Source organism: Paraburkholderia diazotrophica, from assembly GCF_038900755.1.
Classification (GTDB): Bacteria; Pseudomonadota; Gammaproteobacteria; order Burkholderiales; family Burkholderiaceae; genus Paraburkholderia; species Paraburkholderia diazotrophica_A.
Genome location: NZ_JBBPEN010000006.1, coordinates 49,143 through 70,644 on the forward strand (window position 1 = coordinate 49,143; position 21,502 = coordinate 70,644).

At 61.9% G+C, this 21,502-nt stretch carries 20 protein-coding genes and 1 pseudogene; 12 read left to right on the plus strand and 9 right to left on the minus strand.

Annotated features, from left to right (window positions below):
- Positions 1–229: 229 nt before the first annotated feature.
- The 4 genes from AABE10_RS19750 to AABE10_RS19765 form a co-directional block, all read right to left on the minus strand.
- On the minus strand, positions 230–631 hold the full coding sequence (locus tag AABE10_RS19750; RefSeq protein WP_342934948.1) for a hypothetical protein: 402 nt from the start codon (positions 629–631) through the stop codon (positions 230–232).
- A gap of 110 nt (positions 632–741) precedes the next feature.
- Positions 742–2,484, minus strand: a complete 1,743-nt coding sequence (locus AABE10_RS19755; protein WP_342934949.1) for a M30 family zinc metallopeptidase — start codon at positions 2,482–2,484, stop codon at positions 742–744.
- A 314-nt stretch (positions 2,485–2,798) separates the two neighbouring features.
- Positions 2,799–4,553: a penicillin-binding protein 2 gene (locus tag AABE10_RS19760; protein ID WP_342934950.1), complete on the minus strand. Its 1,755-nt coding sequence runs from the start codon at positions 4,551–4,553 to the stop codon at positions 2,799–2,801.
- Positions 4,554–4,873: 320 nt separating this feature from the next.
- Entirely contained in the window at positions 4,874–6,415 is a 1,542-nt protein-coding gene (locus AABE10_RS19765; protein WP_342934951.1) for a methyl-accepting chemotaxis protein, read from the minus strand.
- A gap of 348 nt (positions 6,416–6,763) precedes the next feature.
- Between AABE10_RS19765 and AABE10_RS19770 the strand changes: the two genes are divergently transcribed.
- From AABE10_RS19770 to AABE10_RS19780, 3 genes and pseudogenes are all read left to right on the plus strand, one after another.
- Positions 6,764–7,897 carry a Dyp-type peroxidase gene (locus AABE10_RS19770; protein ID WP_342934952.1) on the plus strand — a complete coding sequence of 378 codons (1,134 nt, stop codon included), beginning with the start codon at positions 6,764–6,766 and terminating at the stop codon, positions 7,895–7,897.
- A 21-nt stretch (positions 7,898–7,918) separates the two neighbouring features.
- A pseudogene (locus AABE10_RS19775) lies at positions 7,919–8,149 on the plus strand (encapsulin); the annotation flags it as partial.
- Between the two features lie 132 nt (positions 8,150–8,281).
- On the plus strand, positions 8,282–8,602 hold the full coding sequence (locus tag AABE10_RS19780) for a pyrimidine/purine nucleoside phosphorylase (protein WP_342934953.1): 321 nt from the start codon (positions 8,282–8,284) through the stop codon (positions 8,600–8,602).
- 36 nt (positions 8,603–8,638) lie between these two features.
- Here AABE10_RS19780 and AABE10_RS19785 read toward each other — a convergent pair whose 3' ends face one another.
- Complete coding sequence (locus tag AABE10_RS19785) at positions 8,639–9,529, minus strand: LysR family transcriptional regulator (RefSeq protein WP_342934954.1); 891 nt, start codon at positions 9,527–9,529, stop codon at positions 8,639–8,641.
- A 176-nt stretch (positions 9,530–9,705) separates the two neighbouring features.
- Here AABE10_RS19785 and AABE10_RS19790 point away from each other — a divergent pair, with 176 nt between their 5' ends.
- The 8 genes from AABE10_RS19790 to AABE10_RS19825 all read left to right on the plus strand — a co-directional run bounded on the left by AABE10_RS19790 (position 9,706) and on the right by AABE10_RS19825 (position 16,758).
- Positions 9,706–10,491, plus strand: coding sequence for a sulfite exporter TauE/SafE family protein (locus tag AABE10_RS19790; RefSeq protein WP_342934955.1), 786 nt, complete (start codon positions 9,706–9,708; stop codon positions 10,489–10,491).
- Positions 10,492–10,624: 133 nt separating this feature from the next.
- On the plus strand, positions 10,625–11,890 hold the full coding sequence (gene dctA / locus AABE10_RS19795; protein ID WP_342934956.1) for a C4-dicarboxylate transporter DctA: 1,266 nt from the start codon (positions 10,625–10,627) through the stop codon (positions 11,888–11,890).
- Positions 11,891–12,020: 130 nt separating this feature from the next.
- Complete coding sequence (locus AABE10_RS19800) at positions 12,021–12,746, plus strand: succinate dehydrogenase/fumarate reductase iron-sulfur subunit (protein WP_342934957.1); 726 nt, start codon at positions 12,021–12,023, stop codon at positions 12,744–12,746.
- A complete protein-coding gene (locus AABE10_RS19805; RefSeq protein ID WP_342934958.1) occupies positions 12,746–13,093 on the plus strand; it encodes a succinate dehydrogenase in 348 nt (115 codons plus the stop codon). Before AABE10_RS19800 ends, AABE10_RS19805 begins: the two co-directional genes overlap by 1 nt.
- Complete coding sequence (gene sdhC, locus AABE10_RS19810) at positions 13,093–13,446, plus strand: succinate dehydrogenase, cytochrome b556 subunit (protein ID WP_342935259.1); 354 nt, start codon at positions 13,093–13,095, stop codon at positions 13,444–13,446. The genes AABE10_RS19805 and sdhC overlap by 1 nt, the downstream gene beginning before the upstream one ends.
- 68 nt (positions 13,447–13,514) lie before the next feature.
- Entirely contained in the window at positions 13,515–14,390 is an 876-nt protein-coding gene (locus tag AABE10_RS19815; RefSeq protein ID WP_342934959.1) for a fumarate hydratase, read from the plus strand.
- Between the two features lie 2 nt (positions 14,391–14,392).
- Positions 14,393–15,007, plus strand: a complete 615-nt coding sequence (locus AABE10_RS19820; RefSeq protein WP_342934960.1) for a fumarate hydratase C-terminal domain-containing protein — start codon at positions 14,393–14,395, stop codon at positions 15,005–15,007.
- Positions 15,004–16,758: an L-aspartate oxidase gene (locus tag AABE10_RS19825; RefSeq protein ID WP_342934961.1), complete on the plus strand. Its 1,755-nt coding sequence runs from the start codon at positions 15,004–15,006 to the stop codon at positions 16,756–16,758. The genes AABE10_RS19820 and AABE10_RS19825 overlap by 4 nt, the downstream gene beginning before the upstream one ends.
- Positions 16,759–16,832: 74 nt before the next feature.
- Here the strand turns inward: AABE10_RS19825 and AABE10_RS19830 are convergent, their stop codons facing one another.
- The 4 genes from AABE10_RS19830 to AABE10_RS19845 all read right to left on the minus strand — a co-directional run bounded on the left by AABE10_RS19830 (position 16,833) and on the right by AABE10_RS19845 (position 20,850).
- Positions 16,833–17,753 (minus strand): ABC transporter permease, encoded by a 921-nt coding sequence (locus AABE10_RS19830; RefSeq protein WP_342934962.1) that lies wholly within the window; start codon positions 17,751–17,753, stop codon positions 16,833–16,835.
- The gene (locus AABE10_RS19835) at positions 17,746–18,555 is read right to left on the minus strand and encodes an ABC transporter ATP-binding protein (RefSeq protein ID WP_342934963.1); all 810 of its coding nucleotides are present in this window, start codon (positions 18,553–18,555) and stop codon (positions 17,746–17,748) included. Before AABE10_RS19835 ends, AABE10_RS19830 begins: the two co-directional genes overlap by 8 nt.
- A gap of 2 nt (positions 18,556–18,557) precedes the next feature.
- Positions 18,558–19,577: an ABC transporter substrate-binding protein gene (locus AABE10_RS19840; protein WP_342934964.1), complete on the minus strand. Its 1,020-nt coding sequence runs from the start codon at positions 19,575–19,577 to the stop codon at positions 18,558–18,560.
- Positions 19,578–20,064: 487 nt separating this feature from the next.
- Complete coding sequence (locus AABE10_RS19845; RefSeq protein WP_342934965.1) at positions 20,065–20,850, minus strand: GntR family transcriptional regulator; 786 nt, start codon at positions 20,848–20,850, stop codon at positions 20,065–20,067.
- Positions 20,851–21,168: 318 nt separating this feature from the next.
- Here AABE10_RS19845 and AABE10_RS19850 point away from each other — a divergent pair, with 318 nt between their 5' ends.
- Positions 21,169–21,438 (plus strand): UxaA family hydrolase, encoded by a 270-nt coding sequence (locus AABE10_RS19850; RefSeq protein WP_235851095.1) that lies wholly within the window; start codon positions 21,169–21,171, stop codon positions 21,436–21,438.
- Positions 21,439–21,502 lie beyond the last annotated feature (64 nt).

Here is a 21,502-nt window from a genome sequence, read left to right on the forward strand (position 1 = left end):
CTCAGGCGCGTGACGATCCGCATGACGATGCGGGCCGCGCGTCGGCTATGCCGACGCGACCGCATTGAATCAAACAGGTGTGAACTTATGGAGTCGTGTAACTTTCGCCGCTGTTATCGTCGGACAGCGTTGTGAAAGGCGTCGATTGTCAAATCGTCAATGCATGTCCGCGCAACCATCGGCGCGGCTGGAGTTTGTCTTGCATCGTGCTTACGGGAGAAACGGCGCGTCATTGCGCCGGTGGCGCGGACGATGACGAAGTGGCGTCAGGAGAAGGCACAATGTCGAGCGATTCGACGCGCACGGCGGGCAGCAGGACGTGTTGCGTATCGGCGTTATTGACGCGCGTGATCGTGCCATGCACCTTCACCTGCCGGTTCTGCAACGAGAGCGCCCGTTCGCGCGTGATGCCTTCGAGTTCGAACACGCCGCGCGCATCGTAGACCACGGGATAGACAAACGGCTCGTTGCCGCGCAGCGCGAGCCGTCCCGACAGATCGACGGCGTCGCCCCGTTGCATCGTCGATCGCGTCGCGGGTTGCATCGCCGGTTGCATCGCCGGTTGCATCGATGCTGCGCAGGCGGTTTGCATCAGCACGAGCGCGGCGATCGTCGCAGTGCGTTTGAGCATCGTGGACCTCCTGGAAAGCGTTGTCGTCGGCAGTCCATCCGAGCCATTAAAACACGCACGCGCGATGCCGTCGCGAGTCGTTGTGCCTTGTCGTGCGGGTCAGACGCGTATCAGTCGATCACGACCGACAACGTCGTGCCCGCCGGCACATGCACCGTTTCGCTGTACGTGCCGCTCACATGCGGACGCACGACGGGGAATGCGCCGAGCACGGCGAGCGTGGCGGGAACCGTCGTGGGCAGCGCGCGCGCCACGCCATTCGACAGCGAAGCGGGGTCGATTGCGGGCAGCGTGAAGCCGGCTTCGCTGCGGGCCGGGAACGTGAAGCCGCGCACATTCGACGACAACGGGATCAGCCCGCTCGCCGCATCTGCGAAATCGCGCAGTTCGGAGGCCACCGTCGCGCCCGACTGCGCGTTGCCGATCGCGTCGTCGAGGATATCGAGCGAAACGGTGTGGTTCTTGTTGTTCAGCAGCGACTGATAGAACGCCAGGCCGAACTGACGGTTCAGATAGCCGCCGAACGAGCCGTTCACCGCATAGCTTTCGCAGTCCGTGCCATACGGCGTCCACGTCGTGAGGCCACAGTTGTAGCTGCCGTGGCCCGCATACGTCATGTACGTGGTGAAGCGCATGTCACGGATCGCGTTGTAGCCGGGCACGATCGTGGCGCTCGCCCAGTCCTCCATCATCATCGCCGTCATTTCTTCGAGCCACGGCTCGAATGCGTATTGCGCGCCCATCAGCACCGCGCGCCGATAGAAGTTCTGCATGTGCATGCTCTCGTGCGCCATCGTCGTCAGCATCTGATCCATGCCGTACGTGCCGCCGAGATAGAGCGTCTCCGAGTCCAGATACAGCGAAATCGATTCGTTGCTGTACGCGAGTTGTCCCGCGCCCTTCCTGAAGTTGTTGAGCGCCCAGAAGTAACCGATCACGCCGTATGGAAGATTGTTGTAATCGAAGTTCATCACGACGAGATCGATCGGCTGATGCGTGCCGTCGATCAGGCTCGTCTGGTCGTTCGGACCATACAGCGGGCCGCCGACGCGCGTCAGCATGTCGTAGATGCCGCCCGGCTGCGCGTATTTCGTGATCAGCGTGTCGATGATCTGCGGGGAAATCTTCGCCGCGCCGAGTTCAGCCGATTCGACCCACAGATTGACCGTCGTGCCGTCGGACGTGTTCGTCGTCTGCGCGAGCGTCGTCGTGCGCGGCGAGTAGTCGGCGTAGTAGAACGTGCGCGTATCGCCGACGTTGTAAGTCGTCGACGTGCCCGTGCCGTTCGTCGCATAGCGCGCGGCCGGCGCGACGCGGTTCGTCGCGAGCGTATCCCAGCCCCGATAGTTGAAGTCGCGGATCGCGGCCAGCGTCGGATTTTCGCCGCTCGCGGTCGTTGCCGTTTCAGCCGCCAGCGACTGCGCGCGCATGATCGACGCCGACATGTTCGCGCTCGATGTGTTCAATGCGATGGCCGGCATCGGCTGCGCGCTCGTGCCTTCGTTCGTGAAGACGAGCGTCACGTTCTGCCCCGACAGTCCCTTGATGCTGACGGGTACGTCGATCGCCGATGCATTCGTGTTGACCGCCTGCCAGACGGCCGTGCCGCTGCCGGTGTAAGTCGAATCGTCGGCTGCGGAGCAGGCCGAGCACGCGGCATGCAGCACGCTGTTGCTGCCCACGGGCGCCGGCGTGCTCGTCGTGGCGGGCGTGCCCTTGGCCGTGTTCGACGTGGGCGCGCTGTCGCCGCCTCCGCCGCCGCAGCCGCCGAGCGTTGCCGCAAGCGGCAGCGCGATCGGCAACGCAAAAGCCGCGACGCGTGCCGCTATCGATTTCGAGCGTTGGCTGCCCATCGCAGATGTCCTTTCGGTATCGCCGGCGACGGGGCAGGGCATCGCCGACCGTGCCGGCGTGTCGGTCCACGATGTGCGTCAAGCGGCCTCACAGGCGTCGACGCACGAAGCGGGACTGATGACGGGAGCGCTGATGCAAAGCGATGAAGCCTTGATGGCCTCTGCTGGAATATCGGCGGCGCGGGAGGCAACTTTAGGCGCCGATGCCGTTCGGGCAGCCGGTGATGGATGAAGTCGCAAGCGATTTGCGCGTGCTTGCGCGAAGTCGCGCGTGACGAAACAACGGATGTGCCGACTGCGCGGCATGGCAGGCATCACACGTCGGGCGCATGCGTGGCTTCCGTTGCTGGCACCGTCACCGGCGCATCGGGCGGCACGCCGAGCAGTTGCAACGCGCCGCCCGTCACCGCGCTGAACACGGGACCCGCGACCGTGCCGCCGTAGAACGCGCGGCCCGCCGGATCGTCGATCATTACGGCGACGATCAGACGCGGATCGCTCATCGGCGCCATGCCGACAAAGAGCGAGCGGTAGCGGTTCTTCGCATACGTCGCGCCGACCTGCTTGCGCGCCGTGCCCGTCTTGCCGCCGACGCGATAGCCGTCCACATTCGCCGCGCGCCCCGTGCCGCCCGCGCCCGTCGCCATTTCGAGCATCGAGCGGATTGCCGCCGCTGTCGCAGGCGTCGTGACGCGCTGGCCATCGCCTGTGGAAGCGGGACGCGCCGGGCCGGTCATGAGGCTGACCGGGTGCAGCGTGCCGTCGCCGGCATACGCGGTGTACACCTGCGCGATCTGCAGCAGCGACGTCGACAGGCCGTAGCCATACGCCATCGTCGCCTGCTCGATCGGGCGCCAGCGCGCGAACGGCCGCACGCGGCCCGCCGCGACGCCGGGAAACGTCAGTTGCGGCGCGCGCCCGAGTCCGTACTCCTGATACTTGTCCCAGATGGTTTCGGCGGGCAGGTTCAGCGCGAGCTTCGCGAGCGCGATGTTGCTCGACTTCTGCAATGCCTCGGCGATCGTCATGCGTCCATGATTCGACGTGTCGTGAACCACGTTCGGGCCGATTTTGTACCAGCCCGGCGTGGTGTCGATCATCGAATCGGGCCGCACGAGGCCGCGATCGAGCGACAGCGCGACCACCAGCGGCTTGATCGTCGAGCCCGGCTCGAACGTATCGACGACGGCGCGGTTGCGCAACTGCTGCCCTGTGAGCCGCGCGCGGTCGTTCGGATCGAAGCTCGGGTAGTTGGCGAGCGCGAGAATCTCGCCGTTGCGCGCGTCGAGCACGACGACGCTGCCCGCTTGCGCGCTGTGCTTCGCAACGGCCGTCTTAAGCTGCGCATACGCAAGCTGCTGGATGCGGCGGTCGATGGTCAGGCGCACGGTCGCGCCGTTTTGCGCGGGCGTCAGCGGCCGCGTATCGGAGACCACGCGCCCGAGACGATCGCGGATCACTTCGCGCTCGCCCGGCTCGCCGGCGAGCAGTTCGTTGGCCGAGAGCTCGATGCCTTCCTGTCCGTTGTCCTCGATATCGGTGAAGCCGACCACATGCGCGGCTGCTTCGCCTTCCGGATAGAAGCGCTTCGAATCGGCGATGCGCGTGATGCCCGCGAGATCGAGCTTGTCGATATGCGCGGCCGTCTGCGCATCGACCTGGCGCTTGAGCAGCACGAAGCTCTTGTCGCCGGATACGCGGCGCGCGAGTTCCGCGCGAGGCATGTCGAGCAGCTTCGCGAGCGGCGCATGAGCGGTGTCGTCGAGCAGTTTCGGCGACGCCCAGATTTCATACGTCGCGAGACTGACGGCGAGCATCGCGCCGTGCCGGTCGACGATGCGCCCGCGTGTCGCATCGAGTTCGATGGTCCGCTGATAGCGCTTTTGCCCCTGCTCGATGTAGAAGTCCCGGTTGACGACCTGCACCCACAGCGCGCGGCCGATCAGCGACGCGAACGCCGCGAACACGAGGATCACGGTCAGCTTCGAGCGCCACATCGGCAGCCGCGCGACGAGGACGGGATTCTTCGCGACGGGCGCGTACGGGTCGTGGTTTTGCTTGCGTGTCATGAGGGCGAAGCCGGCCGTTCCGATGACCGGTCCACAGTGAGTGTGGAACGGATTGTAATAAGAACGTAATCTCGGCGCGAGCTTCGCGCAAGCAATCGCGATGAAAGAGCGGCCGCTTCGAAGCCGTGTCGCTCCGTGCGGCCGCGCTCATATCGTGTGGAATGCGGGCAAGTTGGCGTTGAAAAATCGGACGGATCGCCCGTTCAACCTATGCGTCGTCTCCGACGCGGCGTGTTGAAGAGGCGCTCGCGATGAGCGCCTTCTTTTTGTCGACTACGTTTTGTGGCCTTTCTTGGCCGCATCGGAAAGGCAAAGGGCACTCAGGCGGGCAGTGAGAAACTCGAAATCGCTTCGCGCAGCACGCCGACCTGATCCTTCAGCGAATGCGCGGCGGCGGCCGCCTGCTCGACGAGCGCGGCATTCTGCTGCGTGACCTGATCCATTTCACCGACGGCGCGGTTCACCTGCTCGATGCCCGCGCTCTGCTCGCGCGACGCGTGGCTGATTTCCTCGAGTATCTCGTTCACGCGGCGCACCGACGCGACCAGTTCCGTCATCGTCGAGCCGGCGTTCGCGACGAGCGACGCGCCTTCCTCGACGCTGCCCGTCGACGTTTCGATCAGCGCCTTGATCTCCTTCGCGGCCGTCGCCGAACGTTGCGCGAGGCTGCGCACTTCTGCCGCGACGACCGCAAAGCCACGGCCCTGTTCGCCGGCGCGCGCCGCTTCGACGGCGGCGTTCAGCGCAAGAATGTTGGTCTGGAACGCGATGCCGTCGATTACGCCGATGATGTCGCCGATCTGCCGCGAGCTGTTCGTGATGTCACCCATCGTGCGAACGACGTCATCGACGACGCGGCTGCCGCGCGTCGCGACGTCGGCGGCCTGGCTCGCGAGCTGAGCGGCCGTGGCGGCGCTGTCGGCGTTCTGCTTCACGTTCGACGTCATCTCGTCCATGCTCGATGCCGTTTGCACGAGGGCGGCCGCCTGCTGTTCCGTGCGCTGCGACAGATCGGTGTTGCCCGCTGCGATCTCGCTCGCGCCGACGTTGATGTTCTCGGTGCCGGCGCGCACGCGCGAGACGGTATCGACGAGGCCTTTTTGCATCGTGCGCAGCGCATGCAGCAGGCTCGCGCCGTCGTGATGCGCGACGGGGATGGGCGTCGCGAGATCGCCGCGCGCCATGCGCTGCGCCGCTTCGACGGCCACTTCGAGATCGCCGCCGAGCGTCTGCTTCACGCTGCGCAGCACGAGCACCATCGCGACGGTGGCGAGCGCGCCGAGCGCGAACGTGATCGCGAGCCAGCGCACGAGGTCCGCGTAGAACGCGCTCTGCACGTCGTCCATGTACATGCCCGTGACGAGCACCCAGTCCCACGGGGCGAAGCGCATCGCGTAGCTGGTCTTCGCGACAGGCGTTTCGCTGCCGGGCTTCGACCACAGATAGTCGACGAAGCCGCCCTTGCCCTGGTTCGCCGCCTTCACGAGATCGAGGAACAGGTGATTGCCCGCCGGGTCCGCGAAATCCGCCAGGTTCTTGCCGACGAGGGCCGGCTTGAAAGGATGCATCAGCATGACGGGCTGCGAATCGTTGACGGAGAAATAGCCGTCGCTGCCGTAGCGCAGCGCGGAGAGCGAACTGAGCGCCTGCTTCTTCGCGTCTGCTTCGGACATCGCATTCTGCTGCGACAGCGTGTAGTAGTGGTTGACGATCGCGTTCGCTTCTTCGACGAGCGTGGTCAACTGGTCGCGGCGGTCGGAGATCATCGACGCGCGGTTCTGCCACGCGCCGAACGCGCCAATGAGGATCAGGCCGATCCAGAGGATCGCAATCATCGAGGCGAGTTTCTTGTTGAGAGTCATGGTGAAGTCAGGATGGTCGGTTTGCTGCGGCTGGTGTCGAGGCTTGCGGGTTGTTGCTGGTCGTTGCTGGTCTTTGCTGACGTGTTGATTGCCCATGCGGCTGGTTTCCGTGGCAACCGATAACGCGCTGCCCGATGGGTATAACGGCGCGTTTCCGCCAGACCTGACGCGGGGAAACCCGTAATCTGACGTCGATTAATCGTATGATCTTTCTCGCCGCGAGCCGGGTTTAACGCGTGACCGTCTTGCCGGCTCCAGGGACAGAATCGCCGTAATCGCGGTACTCTCCTACCCGGCGCACTTTCCGCTTTGTCGCAACCCGCAACGGTTTTAACAGGACACGATCCGATGCCCAACGACATTCCAGAACCGCAAGCCGTCGACAGTCCCATTACCCGCAGCGCGATTTTCATCGTCGCGACGCTCGCCGCCGGACAGGACCACGCCAGCACTGTGCGCGCATGGTGCGCTGACATCGGCGCGCTCGTGCGCTCCGTCGGCAAGCGCGTGCCGTCAGGCAACCTGTCATGCGTATGCGGCTTCGGCTCCGATGCGTGGGACACGCTGTTCGGCGCCCCGCGTCCCGCGCAGCTTCATCCGTTTCGCGAGTTCGGCCCGAGCGAACGCCGCGCGGTCGCGACGCCGGGCGATATCCTGCTGCACATTCGCGCGGACCAGATGGACCTCTGCTTCGAGCTCGCGACGCAACTGATGGGCCGGCTCGGCGATGCCGCGTCGGTGGTCGACGAAGTGCAGGGCTTTCGCTATTTCGACTTGCGCAGCATGGTCGGATTCGTCGACGGCACCGAGAACCCGACGGGCCGCGAAGTGCCCGGGTTCACGTTGATCGGCGACGAGGACCCGGACTTCGCGGAGGGCAGCTACGTGCTCGTGCAGAAATACCTGCACGACATGACGGGCTGGAACGCGCTCACCGTCGAGGCGCAGGAGCACATCATCGGCCGCACGAAGCTCTCCGACATCGAGCTTGGCGAAGGCGTGAAGCCGTCGTGGTCGCATAGTTCGCTGACGACGCTCGTCGAGAACGGCGAGGAAGTGAAGATCCTGCGCGACAACATGCCGTTCGGCCGCCCCGGCGCAGGCGAGTTCGGAACGTACTTCATCGGCTATGCGCGCTCGCCCGCGCCGCTCGAGCAGATGCTCGAGAACATGTTCGTCGGAAGGCCACCGGGCAACTACGACCGGCTGCTCGACTTCAGTCGCGCCGTCACGGGCGGTCTCTTCTTCGTGCCATCGGCGACCCTGCTCGAAGTGCTCGCGGAACGCAATCCGCAGGCCGGGAACGTGAATGCAGACGCGAGTGCCAATGTAGAGATGAGCGAGCCCGCCGATGATGCATCCGCATCCGCATCCGCATCCGCATCCGCATCCGCATCCGCATCCGCGTCCGCTGCCGCCGAGCCGCGTCACGAAGGCTCGTTGGATATTGGCTCTCTGAAAGGAACTCCCCAATACGAATAACCTGCATCGCGAGCTGGCGCGATCGAGCACATCAAGCGGATCGTGAACGGCGACATCGTCTGGGCGCCGGCGGTGGAGGGTGGAAGCGCGCTGTCGAGGCGCGGCGGCGACTACGAACTGCATCTTGGCCAGGACGCGTCGATCGGCTACCGGAGCCATGGCGACTCGGCCGTGCGCCTCTATCTGCGCGAGACGCTGACGTTCCTGATGCTGACGAGCGAAGCGTCGGTGTCGATGATGCGAGCGGAGTAGAAGGAATCAAAGCCCAGTAATGATTCGCGCGTTTGCACTGCGCGAATCGAAATGTATGATGGCGGGCTCGCGCCGCGCGAATAGCCATACGGCGCGAACGCATCCATTCACGACGACAACAGGAAGACCGCCATGACGGCCGCAACGCAATTCGATCAGGTTTCCGTTATCAAACGGGCTAACGTCTATTTCGACGGCAAGTGCGTGTCGCACACCGTTCTGTTTGCCGATGGCAGCCGCAAGACGCTCGGCGTGATCCTGCCCGGCACGCTCAACTTCGGCACCGATGCGCCGGAACTGATGGAAGTGCAGGCCGGCCAATGCCGCATTCGTCTCGAAGGCAGCGACGAGTGGAACACGTATCGCGCAGGCGAGTCGTTTTCGGTGCCCGGCAAGAGCCGCTTTGATATCGACGTGATCGAAACGCTCGATTACGTGTGCAGCTATCTGTAAAGACGCTCGGACGCGTGTCGCTTGCGTCGCTCGCGTTCACGCCGAGCGCAACGGCGTATTGAAGAATCCTTTGATCGCGTCGGTGAACGCCATGCGGTTATGCCGCGAGCGTTCGAGCAAGCCGACGTGACGAAGTACTTCGACGCCATTCAAAGGCATCACCTGCAGCTTCTGGTCATTGGCCCACGCGACGTTGGCGAGCTTCGGCACGATTGAGATGCCGAAGCCTTGCCGAACCAGCTCGATGATGGCTTCGACCGAGTTCAATTCCATCGCCTCGTTGACGAGCGTATCGCACTGATTCAACGCGTCCTGCACGAGATGCCCCGTCCACGTGCTTCTGTCGAAGCGCATGAAAGGCGCTTCACGCAGGATGTCGTTCTGGTTGCGCGGCACATCGAAGTGCGGGCTTCTCGGCACGATCAGAATCATCGGCTCTGAATATAACGGCGTCCAGAGAAGATTCGAAGCGAGCGCGCGCGGCGATTGCGTGACGACGGCCGCATCCAGTTCGCCCGTTTCCACCTTTCGCGCGAAGTCGCTCGACATTCCCGCAAACAGATGCACATCGAGCCGGGGATAGCGTTGACGGATCGACCATAGCGCATCGGCAAACGAGCCCATCAACGCCGATACGAGCGCGCCCATCGTCACCGTTCCCGACATTTCGCCGCCACCCACTGCGGACTCGAGCAGTTCATAGCGGCGCACGATTTCCTGTACCTCAGGAATCAGCGCGCGGCCGACGGAATTGAGCACGGCCGCGCGAGCGGTCCGGTCGAAGAGCTGTACCTTGAGTTCGTCTTCGAGCGCGCGAACCTGAAGACCGATTGCAGCGGGCGTGAGACCGACTTCGGAACCCGCCGCCGCGAATGTGCCGCAACGGGCGACAGTGAGGAAGATTTTGAGGGTTCTGATCGAAGGCATGACGATGGGTCAGGCAGCGCATCGACGCGGTAGTGCGTTGAATTGGCAAAGCCTCATGATACAAAAGCGAAAGTTTTCCTTGTGCTAAGGAAAACCATTATTGGATTTTTCTTTATCAACGTCGGTTTCATAATGACTCGTGGAAAGGAACCCCGATACCACGAGGCAATGCACCGATGCTTGACCATGCGTATCTCGCTCTGTCCACGATCGGAATCGACATTGCTTCGATAGCCGTGTCGGGTGTGATCGTCGCGCTTGCGTACCTCGTGTACGGCGTGACGGGGTTCGGTTCGTCGATCGTCGCTATTCCGATGCTGACCCAGCTCATTCCATTGAAGACGGCGACGCCCGTCATGCTGATACTTGACCTGATGGCGGGACTGCTCGTCGGCATCCGCAATCTGAAAGACGTGCAGATCGGCGAGCTGCGCAAGATAGGTCCGTGGCTTTGCATCGGGCTCGTGCTTGGCGTGACCGTGCTCGTCTCGGCGCCGGAAAAGCCGCTCGAACTCATACTCGGCATTTGCCTGCTCGTGTATTCGACATGGCGAATCATGTCGAGCGGAGAATTTCGCGCGCTGGGCGCAGGCTGGGCATTGCCGTTGGGTGTCAGCGGCGGATGCCTGACAGCCGTATTCGGCACGGGCGGTCCCGTCTATACGATCTATCTCGCGGGGCGGCTGCGTGACGCCGACCAGCGGCGCGCCACCGTCAGCATGCTGATCACCGCGACGGCTGTCGCGCGGCTCTTTCTATTCAGTGCATCCGGCTTGTACAAGAACCCGGTGGTGTTGCCGCTCGCGGGATGGCTCTTGCCTTGCGGCGCGCTCGGTCTTGCCGCGGGCGCGTTGTTGCGCAGCAGAGTGCCGGCCGCCAGAGTGTCGACGCTTCTTTGGGCCGTGCTGATTCTGGCAGGCGCCAATCTCATCGTCCGCTCTTCAATCGGAATGCTGGCGTGATCTCGCCATTTTGGCGGCATGCCGCACCGTTCTTTCCTGCAAGACACCTTACTCATAAAGCGGCTCTTTGCTCTTTTCACTCACGAACTGTCGTCAATCCATTGACGAGCCGCGACGAGAAACAGGAGACACCATGCTGCGTCGATTCACCCGACATGTCTATTTCCAGGTCTTTATCGCGATCCTTATCGGAGTCGCAATCGGTCATTTCTTTCCCGCGTTCGGACAATCACTGAAGCCGTTGTCCGACGGCTTTATCCGCCTCATCAAGATGATCACGCCGCCGCTGATCTTTACCACGATCGTCTGCGGGGCCTCGCAAATCAGTGATCTGAAGACATTGGGCCGGATAGGCGGCAAGACGATTGTGTATTTCGAGGTGGTAACGACACTGGCGCTGCTGATCGGCATGATGATGGTGAATCTGATCGGACCCGGCACAGGGATGAATCTTCAACCCGGTTCCGCCGATGTTCACGCACTGGCGCAATACCAGACAGTCGTACAACACGACAGTGGACTGGTCGGCTTTCTGCTGAACATCATTCCGCCGAGCTTTCTCAGTCCCTTCTCATCGGGCGACATGCTGCAGATTGTCGTGATCGCCTGCCTTTTCGCTGTGGCTTTGTCGTACCTCGGTGAAAAAGGACAGCCGCTGTTGACCTTCTTCGACGGCATTTCCGAAGTCCTGTTCAGGATCGTCGGTTTCATCATGAAGCTTGCGCCGTTGGGCGCACTCGGCGCAATGGGCTTCGCGGTAGGCAAGTACGGTTTGTCGGCGCTCCACTCGCTCGGCATGCTGCTCATCACCGTCTACGTCGCGACCATCTTCTTTCTCGTCGTGGTGATCGGCACGATCTGCCGAATGAGCGGTTTCGGGTTGCTCAAGCTGCTCAATCATATGAAAGGCGAAATCCTGCTGGTACTCGCCACCACTTCTTCCGAGTCGGTGTTTCCCCAACTGATCCGCAAGCTGGAGGGATTGGGATGCCCCAAGCAGGTGGTCGGAATCGTGATGCCGTTGGGGTATTCGTTCAATCTCGACGGCACCTGTGTCGCGCAGGTGATATGCGCAATGTTCATCGCGCAGGCCTATGGCGTGCCGATGACATGGGGCGATCAGATCGCGCTGATGGTGCTGTCGATGGTGAGCTCGAAAGGCGCGGCGGGCGTGTCGGGCGCCGGCTTCGTCACATTGCTCGCGACGCTGACGGCGTTCAGGCACATACCGATCGAAGGCGCCGCGCTGATCCTCGGCGTGGACCGTTTCATCTCGGAGATCCGCGCCGTCACCAACATGATCGGCAACGCGGTCGCGACTCTCGTCATTTCAGGGCTGGAGAAGGAACGCGATAACGCCCGCATGGCGTTGGTGCTGAGCCGTCGTGGCGTCGACTGATGAAAAGCGATTCTTTCTCTCAAGCCAAGAAATATTCGCTTTTCCTTTATCTCCCGATGCAGAACACTAGTGAGTGACAAGCCACTACTGGCTATTGCATTGGGCATTCTTCATCAAAGGCACTGTCGACATGGACACACGTACGGACACACTACGCGTCAAGGTCTGGAGAGGCCGCACGGAAGGCGAACTGATCGACTACGAAGTGCCTCGCCATGAGAGTCAGACCGTATTGGACGTCGTGACTTATATCCAGCGTCACCTGCAACCCGATCTGGCCTATCGATTCGCATGCCGCGTGGGGATGTGCGGCTCTTGCGCGATGAACGTGAATGGAAAGGCGCGTTGGACGTGCCGCACGCATGTCGCAAAGGTGGCCGCGGGCAATCAGCTTGAGATTGCGCCGCTGTCGAACCTGCCCGTGATCAAGGATCTCGTGACGGACATGAGCCGCTTCTTCGATAAATGGGCTCAGGCCAAAGGTCAATTCAGCGGGGAACGTACGCGCCGCGATGACTTCGCGCGCGTGCAGCCAGACAGCCCTGGACGACGAGCGGCCGACGCGGGTGTCGAGTGCATCGGTTGCGGCGTCTGCTATTCATCGTGCGATGTCGTGACCTGGCGTCCCGATTATCTTGGGCCCGCCGCGCTTAACCGCGCATGGACGCTCGTCAACGACGAGCGCGACAGCAAGCGTGCCGAACGCCTTCGCGCGGTGGCGGGCGATGCAGGCTGCCATTCGTGTCATACGCAGGCGACCTGCACGGAACGTTGCCCCAAGCACATCTCGCCGACGGCTGGCATCGCGGGCCTGAAGCGTATGACGATGAAGGCCGCGCTCGAAGGGGAATTGTGATGAACGCGATGTCGCTGAGAACGCAGGCGCGTTTGTGGTACTGGCAGAGAATGAGCGCGACGGTTCTCGCGTGCTGCGTATTCGTTCACATCGCCGTCATCGTTTACGCGGTGCACCAGGGGTTGAGTGCGTCTGCCATTCTCGGCCGCACGCATGGCAACTGGTTCTTCGGCGCGTTCTATACATTGTTCGTGATTGCGTGCGCGATTCACGTCCCAATCGGTCTGCTGCGGATTGCGGAAGAGTGGTTGCAATGGCGCGGCAAATCCGCAGTGGCGGCAAGCGTTGCGATTTCCGCCGTGCTGGCTTTCATGGGACTGCGCGCGGTCTATGGAGTTGTCGCATGATGCGCAAGAACGACTATCGCGCGCGTACGCATCCGGCGTATTGGGCGTTTCTCGTACACCGCTTGTCCGGTCTCGGTCTTGCGCTCTTTTTACCTGTTCATTTCTGGGCGCTCGGGCAGTCGATTGCCGGCGCGGGCGCGCTCGAAAGTTTCATTCGCGTCACTGACCAGCCGCTTTTCAAGTTCGGCGAATGGGGCCTCGTGATCCTGCTCTCGCTTCATTTGATGGGCGGCATCCGGCTGTTGTTGATCGAGTTTCTCCCTTGGACCGGGCTGCGAAAGAACTGGCTCGCGTTTGGATTGGGAGCGAGCACCTGTGCCGGCCTCGCGTTTCTGCTTGCACTCATGCACTGATGTACTGATGCCGCGTTTGCGAAGCCAGCGAGATCTGGATTCCAAACGCTATCCGGGAGGAAATGACCATGAAACTGGATCTCGGCGCTGTCGAGGAAGCGTCTAAAGAGCTTTATATCCGCGCGCTCAAGCTGCTGCCACCGGATGTGAAGCAGGGCATCGACAGGCTCGCGACAACGGATACGTCGCCCGTGGCAAGGCGCGTGCTCGAAACGATGCGCACGAACATTCAAGTGGCGGAAGGAACCGACAACCTGCTGTGCCAGGACACGGGTATCCCGATCTACAACGTCGTGATCGGACGCAATGTCGAATTCGACGGATTCGAATTGAAGGCCGCGATTCGCAAGGGCTGTGAGCGAGCGACGCGGGAGCATCCGTTGCGCTCGTCGGTCGTGCATCCGTTGACTCGCAAGAACAATCACACGTCTTGCGGCATCGGAGTACCCGTCATTCACATCGACTTCTCCGGCGACGCCAATACGGCGGCCATCGAAATGGTGCCTAAAGGCAGCGGCTCCGAAAACAATTCGTTTCTGAAGATGGCCGTACCCGCAGAAGGGATCGATGCGATCAAGACGTTCGTCGTCGATTGCGTGCTTTCTGCGGGCGGCAAGACCTGTCCGCCGACGATCGTCGGCGTCGGACTCGGCGGGACGTCCGATCTTTCGGTAGCGCTCGCGAAACGCGCGGCCACGCGGGCGCTCGGCACGCGTTGCGAAGATCCCGACGGCGCGGCGCTCGAAGAGAAGCTGTCGGCAGCCGTGAACCAGCTCGGCATCGGTCCGCAAGGTCTGGGCGGCGACAGCACCGCATTCGCCGTTCATATCGAGCTCGCTGCGACGCACATCACGATGAATCCCATCGCAGTGAACATGCAATGTCACTCGGCGCGGCGTGCAAAAGCCGTGTTCTCTACCGACGGACTTTCATACGGTTTCTGAAAATGGCCCACTACGATCTCTTCACGCCCGTCGACGAGTCACAGATCCGGCAATTGCGTGTGAACGATACGGTGACATTGCATCGAACGCTTTACGGCATTCGGGACGCGACGCAAATCCATATGTTCGACAGAGGGCGCACGACGCATTTCGATCTTCGCGGTCATGCCGTCATTCATACGGCGCCGAACGTGCGCAAGGTTCCCATCTGCGACGAGTATCCGGCGGGCTATCAGCCGATCTGTATCGGCACGACCACATCTGACCGGATGGAGCGCTTCACGCGGCCGCTAATGGAGCAATACGGCGTGCGCATGATCGTCGGCAAAGGCGGGCTGCGCGAAGCGTCGCAAAGCGCGTTCAGCGATCTCGGCGGCGTCTATCTCGCGATCATCGGCGGCACGGCGGCGCTTGAGACGACATGGATCGAGCAGATCGAAGCCGTCGATCTCGACGATCTCAATCCCGAATCGCTGTGGCGATTCAGGATCAGCAATTTCGGTCCGTTGCTGGTGGCGATGGATAGCCACGGCGGGAGTCTTTACGACGCAGTGAAGCACGACGCAGCCGACCGTCGCGCGGCCGTGCTCGCAAGTCTCGGAGTACAGGCCAAATGAATATCGCGCACATCCGGACAGATATCCTGATACTCGGCTCAGGCGGTGCGGGTCTCTTCGCGGCTTTGCACGCGCATCAGAGTGCGCCTCAGCTTTCGATTACCGTTGCTGTCAAAGGGCTGCTAGGGAAGTGCGGCTGCACGCGCATGGTACAGGGCGGATATAACGTGGCGCTGGCGCCGGGCGATTCTGTCGAGCGTCATTTCATGGACACGATCGAGGGCAGCAAATGGCTGTCGAATCAGGATCTCGCGTGGACGCTGGTGAGCACGGCCGTCGAGCGCGTTCGTGAACTCGAAAACGAATTGGGCTGCTTTTTCGATCGCAATCCCGATGGCTCGATTCATCAAAAGGCATTCGCGGGACAGACGTTCGACCGGACCGTGCACAAGGGCGACCTGACGGGTATCGAGATCATCAACCGTCTTGCCGAGCAGGTGTGGAGCCGTGGCATCAACCGGCTCGAAGAGCACCGCGCAATCGAACTGATCAGAAGCCGCGACGGCAAGAACCTCGCGGGGGTGCTGATGATCGACATGCGCTCGGGGCAATTCGTGTTCGTGCAGGCGCGAGCGGTGCTGCTCGCGACGGGCGGCGGCCCGACGATGTACAAGTTTCATACACCGTCAGGCGACAAGAGTTGCGATGGCCTGGCGATGGCGCTGCGCGCGGGCTTGCCGCTGCGCGATATGGAAATGGTGCAGTTCCATCCGACCGGGCTTCTCGCCGGAAGCCATACGCGAATGACGGGTACCGTCCTTGAAGAAGGTTTGCGCGGCGCGGGCGGTCATTTGCTGAACGGCGACAAAGAGCGCTTCATGCATCGCTACGACGCGCGCGGCGAGCGTGCGACGCGCGACATCGTATCGCGCGGCATCTACTCGGAAATGAGGGAGGGGCGCACATCGCCGAATGGTGGCGTGTACATTCAGATGGGCCATCTCGGACCGGACAAGGTACGCAAGCAGTTCAAAGGCATGGTGGAGCGCTGCGCCGATTGCTGCTTCGATCTTGCGGGCGGCCTCGTCGAAGTCGTGCCGACGGCGCACTACATGATGGGCGGCGTGGTTTTCCAGCCCGATTGCCGCACGGAACTCGCGGGCCTGTTCGCAGCGGGCGAAGATACGGGCGGAGTGCATGGCGCTAATCGTCTGGGTGGCAATGGTGTTGCGAACTCCACCGTATTCGGTGGCATTGCCGGCGACAGCATGGCGACGTGGGTCAGCGAACGGGGACAGCATCATGCCCCCGACGATGACGCAATTCATGCCGCCATCAGCGAAGCAGAAGCGCCTTTTAAACAGAACGGAAAAGAGCTGGAGTACATTCGCGAAGCGCTCTACGAATGCATGTGGAAAGACGTCGGCATTATTCGCTACGGCGACGGCCTTCTTCGCGCACGGGCGGCTTTGCGAGATCTTTACGGCCAGTTGATGCGAACGGGCGTTGCCGATGGCGACCGCGCATTGAATCTGCAATGGCACGACTGGCTCAATTTGAAGAACCTGATATCGGTCAGTCAGGTGATTACGGAAGCGGCGATTGCTCGCGAGAACTCGCGGGGCGCGCATTTCAGAGAAGATTTTCCGGATGCAGGCGATCTTTCGACATCGGCATTCACGACGGTTCGTTGCGAACAAGGAGAGATCTGCATATCGCAAGAGCCTGTGACTTTCACACGCGTCAGGCCGGGCGAAACGATTCTGGATGAGCGTGAAAAGACCCTTGAAACCGGTGCGGTTCGCGGCTAAAAGAAGCACGAAAAAAAACGGCGGGCATTCAATTGCGCCCGCCGTTCTTCTATTGATTGACAGCGAAAAAGCCCTTACGACTGCATGCCCCAACGCTGCACCGTATGCCGTTCGAGCACGCGGAAGATCAAGTTCTCGACAGCGAGGCCGATCAGGATCACCGTGAAGAGGCCCGCGAATACATTGGCGATATCGAGCAGGTTCTTGTTCTCGTAGATGAACCAGCCGAGGCCGCCCGAACCCGAACTGACGCCGAACACCAGTTCCGCCGCGATCAGCGTGCGCCATGCGAATGCCCAGCCGATCTTCAGGCCCGTCAGGATGCTCGGAAACGCGGCGGGCACGAGTATCTTCGCGACGTAAGCGCCGCCGCGCAGTCCGTAATTGCGGCCCACCATCTTCAGCGTATTGCTGACGGAGAGAAAGCCCGAGTGCGTATTCAATGCAACCGACCACGTGACGGAATGCACCAGCACGAAGATCAGGCTGCCGTTGCCAAGCCCGAACCAGATCAACGCGAGCGGCAGCAATGCGATCGCGGGTAGCGGGTTGAGCATCGACGTCATCGTTTCGAGGAAGTCGGTGCCGATGCGCGATGTGATCGCGGCCGCCGTCAGCAGTGATGCGAGCACCACGCCGCATACATAGCCCATCAGCAGTACCTGAATCGACGCCCACGCCTTGCCGGGCAGTTCGCCGCTCGCGATGCTGCGGAACAACGCTTCGACGGTCGCCGTGAAGGTCGGGAACAGCAGCGGATTGTTCAGCCAGCGCGCGTACGCTTCCCAGATGATCGCGAGCACAGCGAGGATCATCGCCTTGCGCAGCCATCCCTGGTTATAGAGCCGCTCGAAAGCCGACAACGGTTTCTCGACTACGCTGAAATGCGTGGCGTCGCTGGGTTCGCGGATGATCTCGGCGCGCGGCGCGCGCGTGCCGGCATCGCGCCGCGTCGAATGAACGGGCGCCGCGCCGGGTGCAGTAGCTTCAGACATTCTCGGCCTCTTCGATCTCGTCTTCGAACAGCATGTGCTGGATGCGTTTTTCGAGCGTGGCAGGCGTTTCGCCGGCGGCTGCCGTGTCGAGTTCCGCCTTGACCTGGCCCGGATGCGGCGACAGCAAGAGAATGCGGCTGCCGACCTTGATCGCCTCGGGAATCGAGTGCGTGACGAACAGCACGGTGAAATGCGTGTCCTGCCACAACCCGAGCAGTTCGTCCTGCATCTTTCGGCGCGTGAGCGCATCGAGCGCCGCGAACGGTTCGTCCATCAGCAGGATGTCGGGCTCCATCGCCATGCCGCGCGCAATTGCGACGCGCTGCTTCATGCCGCCCGATAGCGTGTGCGGATGACTGTCCGCGAATTTCGTCAGGTTGACCTTGTCGATGTAGTGCATCGCGCGCTCTTCCGCTTCGCGTCCCGACAAACGATGCGACGCCTGCAGCGGAAACATCACGTTCTGCTTGACCGTTTTCCACGGCAGCAACTGGTCGAATTCCTGAAACACCATCATCCGGTCAGGGCCGGGCCTCGTGACGGTCTTGCCCTTCAGCGTGATCGTGCCTTCCGTCGGCGGCAGATAGCCACCGACGCTCTTGAGCAGCGTCGATTTCCCACAACCGGACGGACCGAGCAGCACGAAGCGGTCGCCTTCGAACACCTTGAAGTCGACGCGATAAGTGGCCATCACCAGATGTTTCGGCGTCTTGTACTGCAACGTGACGCCGCTCACATCGAGCAGTGGTCCGTCATCATGCGATGGCGTATCGGATCTGGCTGCTGCGCGCGTACGTGACATCGTCAACTCCCTTGCAGCGATTGAACGGTCGGAAAGAACATGTCCTTCCACGAATCGGGCTTCGCCTTGATAAGACCGGTGCGTGCCATGAAGTCCGCGTATTTGACGGTGTTTTCCGGCGTCGTCGTAAAGGCGACGTCGGGCGATGAGATCATCTTCTCGATGTCCGCGACATTGCTCTTGTCCTTGCTGATGCGCAGATACGCGAGCGCCGCAGCGTGCTTGTCCTTGTTGATCTGCGCTTCCGCTTCGTCGAGCGCGGCCATGAAGGCCTGCACGAGTTTCGGGTTCTGCTGGTAGAACTTCGACGTGCACCACACGAGATTGAACGTCGATTTGCCGCCCAGCACGTCGTACGAATTGACGACAGTACGCACGCCGCCGTGCGCAAGCTCCTGTTCCTGGAACGGCGGCGAGCCGAAATGCGCGGTCACTTCGCTGTTGCCCGACAGCAGTGCCTGCTGCGCGTCCGGATGCGAGAGCGACACCGTGTATTTATCCAGTTGCCCCTGATTGCCCGCGCCGAATGCCTTTTCGGCGGCCATTTGCAGCGTGATCGCCTGAATCGATACCTTCGCTGCGGGCAGCGCGATCTTGTCCTTGCTGCTGAAGTCCTTCAGCGTCTTCACGGCGGGATTTCGTGTGTTCAACAGCAGCGGCATCGAGTTGATGGCGGCAAGCGCCTTCACTTCGACGGGCGTACCGTGCGTGCGCGCCCACAGCAGCACGAGCGGCGCGACGCCGCCCGACGCGATCTGCAGCGAGTCGGACAGCAGTGCATCGTTCATCACGTTGCCGCCCGCGAATTCGACCCACGACACTTTCAGGTTCGGCACGCCGAGTTGCGCCGCATGTTTTTCGAGCAGCTTCTGATCCTGCATGATCATCAGCGGCAAATAGCTGACGCCGTATTGCCGCGCGATGCGTATCTCGGAGAGTTCGGCGCGCGCGGGCGCGCTTGCCAGCATCGCGCACAGCGCGAGCAGCGTCGAGAAGAAAACGACAAGTCTGCGGAGGCTCATTGCGGGTCACTCCTTGTAGTTGCCGTGCGCGACAAGACACGGCGGGGCGGTCGGATGGTGCGAGTGCGCGACAGGCAATCGTGCGCGCCGGGCAAGCCGGTACGCGCGCGACAAATCAAACGATGGCGAACCGCGCGCAGACGGGCGCGCGGCAATGCGGACGTGGCCGCTGACGATGGAACAGATGTGCAGGACGACGATGAGGCGGGGTACGCATCGCGAGTGTCTCCTTGTGTTCCGTTCGTTCGCGCCGCGAAACGTTGCATGGCGGCGCACGACTGGAACCCGGTGCCTTGATGGTCTGTTGTCGGGCACCGTGCTCGGTGGCGCATTAAGTGCCCTGTGATTTAACTCATCTGTATGAGTGTCGAGTGTAGGTGATGCCCTTGCCGATTGCAACTGCGGGAAAACGTGAAAAAGGGACGTGCTGGGCACGTCCCTTTTGTCGTGTGATTGCCGAGCGCGCTAAAGCGCGCGGCGCGTGCCGTTACAGTGGTTGTTCGTGTGAAGCGGACGGCCCGACGTATTCGTAGCGCGCGGTGTTCACATGGGAAATGCGCACCTCGACGGGCGCGTGATGATACGAGTATGCGACCCGTCGCACTTCGAGCAGCGGCGTGCCGTGCGGCACTTCGAGCAGACGGCTTTCGGCGTCGTCGGCGGTGGCGACGCGCAGGCGCTCTTCCGTCCCGACGACGTTGATGTGGAAAGAATCCTGATAGAAGTTGTAGAGCGTGCTGGGCCGCTCGTGCAGAGCCGCTTCCGTCAGCCCCGGAAAACGCGCCTCGGCCACCGTGATGTTGTCGATCATCACCGTTTCGCCGTGCAGCGCCAGCCGGTTGACGAACGTGAACACGCGCGCGTTCGGCTCGACGCCGAGCATCGCGGCGATTTCTCGCGTCGCCTTGGCCTTCCTGAAGGACACGAGGCTCACGCTCGGGTAGGTCTTGTCGCCGTCCTGGCGCACGATGCGGAAGAAGCGAAAGAAGTGCCGGTCGCGCTGGTGTTGCGCAACGAACGTGCCGAGCCCTTGATGGCGCACGAGGATGTTGTCCGCGACGAGTTCGTCGATTGCCTTGCGCAGCGTGCCGATCGAAACACCGAAGCGTTCAGCGAGTCGCTTTTCCGACGGTATCGCCTCGCCGCCTTTCCATTCCTGCGCGGAAAGCGCCGCGAGCATCGCGTTCTTCACTTCCTTGTAGCGTGTGCCGCCGATGGTTGGCGTGCCCATGGTGCCGCTGGCGTTGTTCGAGCCGATCGTCAACGTGTTCATGGCTGTGTCCTCTCGTGCATGGTGCTTCGTCAGTGCGTTGTTAGTGCGTTGTTGTTGCGTTGTTGTGGCCTGTGCAGCGCGCGATGCCGCTCTTCTCGCTTCTTTCCAAATTATTCTACTTCATCCGATTCATCAAACACATATAGATGATATGGTTGACATATGGATGAGTGCTGCCTAAGATGATTTGCACGGAGACGAAACACAACCTGTCAACCAGACTGGAGACAAACGATGAGCTACACGGCAGCAGGTGGGTCGCAAACGGGTTCTGGAGCTTCCGGCAACCCATCACAGGAGCGCAGGACGATTCATATCGTGCTGCACGAAGCGAAGGACACCGTTGGTGTCGCGGTCGTCGAAGGCATCAAGGCGGGCACGCAACTGAATGCGTGGATCATGGACGACGACGAAGTCATCACCGTCTCCGCGAAGCAGGACATTCCCATCGGTCACAAGGTGGCGCTCAAGGACATGGCCGTGGGCGACACCGTCTACAAGTACGGCGTCGATATCGGCAAGGTGGTGCAGCCCATCAAGGCGGGCGAGCACGCCCACGTGCACAACATCAAGACGAAACGCTGGTAAGGCGGCGCGAGGGGCATGCGTCCGCACGCACGCGTCCCTTTTTGGCCCCAGCTATTCCCACACT

Coding starts and splice junctions, on each gene's coding strand:
- AABE10_RS19750 (WP_342934948.1), bottom strand. CDS start 631: ATGCTCAAACGCACTGCGACGATCGCCGCGCTCGTGCTGATGCAAACC.
- AABE10_RS19755 (WP_342934949.1), bottom strand. CDS start 2,484: ATGGGCAGCCAACGCTCGAAATCGATAGCGGCACGCGTCGCGGCTTTT.
- AABE10_RS19760 (WP_342934950.1), bottom strand. CDS start 4,553: ATGACACGCAAGCAAAACCACGACCCGTACGCGCCCGTCGCGAAGAAT.
- AABE10_RS19765 (WP_342934951.1), bottom strand. CDS start 6,415: ATGACTCTCAACAAGAAACTCGCCTCGATGATTGCGATCCTCTGGATC.
- AABE10_RS19770 (WP_342934952.1), top strand. CDS start 6,764: ATGCCCAACGACATTCCAGAACCGCAAGCCGTCGACAGTCCCATTACC.
- AABE10_RS19780 (WP_342934953.1), top strand. CDS start 8,282: ATGACGGCCGCAACGCAATTCGATCAGGTTTCCGTTATCAAACGGGCT.
- AABE10_RS19785 (WP_342934954.1), bottom strand. CDS start 9,529: ATGCCTTCGATCAGAACCCTCAAAATCTTCCTCACTGTCGCCCGTTGC.
- AABE10_RS19790 (WP_342934955.1), top strand. CDS start 9,706: ATGCTTGACCATGCGTATCTCGCTCTGTCCACGATCGGAATCGACATT.
- dctA (WP_342934956.1), top strand. CDS start 10,625: ATGCTGCGTCGATTCACCCGACATGTCTATTTCCAGGTCTTTATCGCG.
- AABE10_RS19800 (WP_342934957.1), top strand. CDS start 12,021: ATGGACACACGTACGGACACACTACGCGTCAAGGTCTGGAGAGGCCGC.
- AABE10_RS19805 (WP_342934958.1), top strand. CDS start 12,746: ATGAACGCGATGTCGCTGAGAACGCAGGCGCGTTTGTGGTACTGGCAG.
- sdhC (WP_342935259.1), top strand. CDS start 13,093: ATGCGCAAGAACGACTATCGCGCGCGTACGCATCCGGCGTATTGGGCG.
- AABE10_RS19815 (WP_342934959.1), top strand. CDS start 13,515: ATGAAACTGGATCTCGGCGCTGTCGAGGAAGCGTCTAAAGAGCTTTAT.
- AABE10_RS19820 (WP_342934960.1), top strand. CDS start 14,393: ATGGCCCACTACGATCTCTTCACGCCCGTCGACGAGTCACAGATCCGG.
- AABE10_RS19825 (WP_342934961.1), top strand. CDS start 15,004: ATGAATATCGCGCACATCCGGACAGATATCCTGATACTCGGCTCAGGC.
- AABE10_RS19830 (WP_342934962.1), bottom strand. CDS start 17,753: ATGTCTGAAGCTACTGCACCCGGCGCGGCGCCCGTTCATTCGACGCGG.
- AABE10_RS19835 (WP_342934963.1), bottom strand. CDS start 18,555: ATGTCACGTACGCGCGCAGCAGCCAGATCCGATACGCCATCGCATGAT.
- AABE10_RS19840 (WP_342934964.1), bottom strand. CDS start 19,577: ATGAGCCTCCGCAGACTTGTCGTTTTCTTCTCGACGCTGCTCGCGCTG.
- AABE10_RS19845 (WP_342934965.1), bottom strand. CDS start 20,850: ATGAACACGTTGACGATCGGCTCGAACAACGCCAGCGGCACCATGGGC.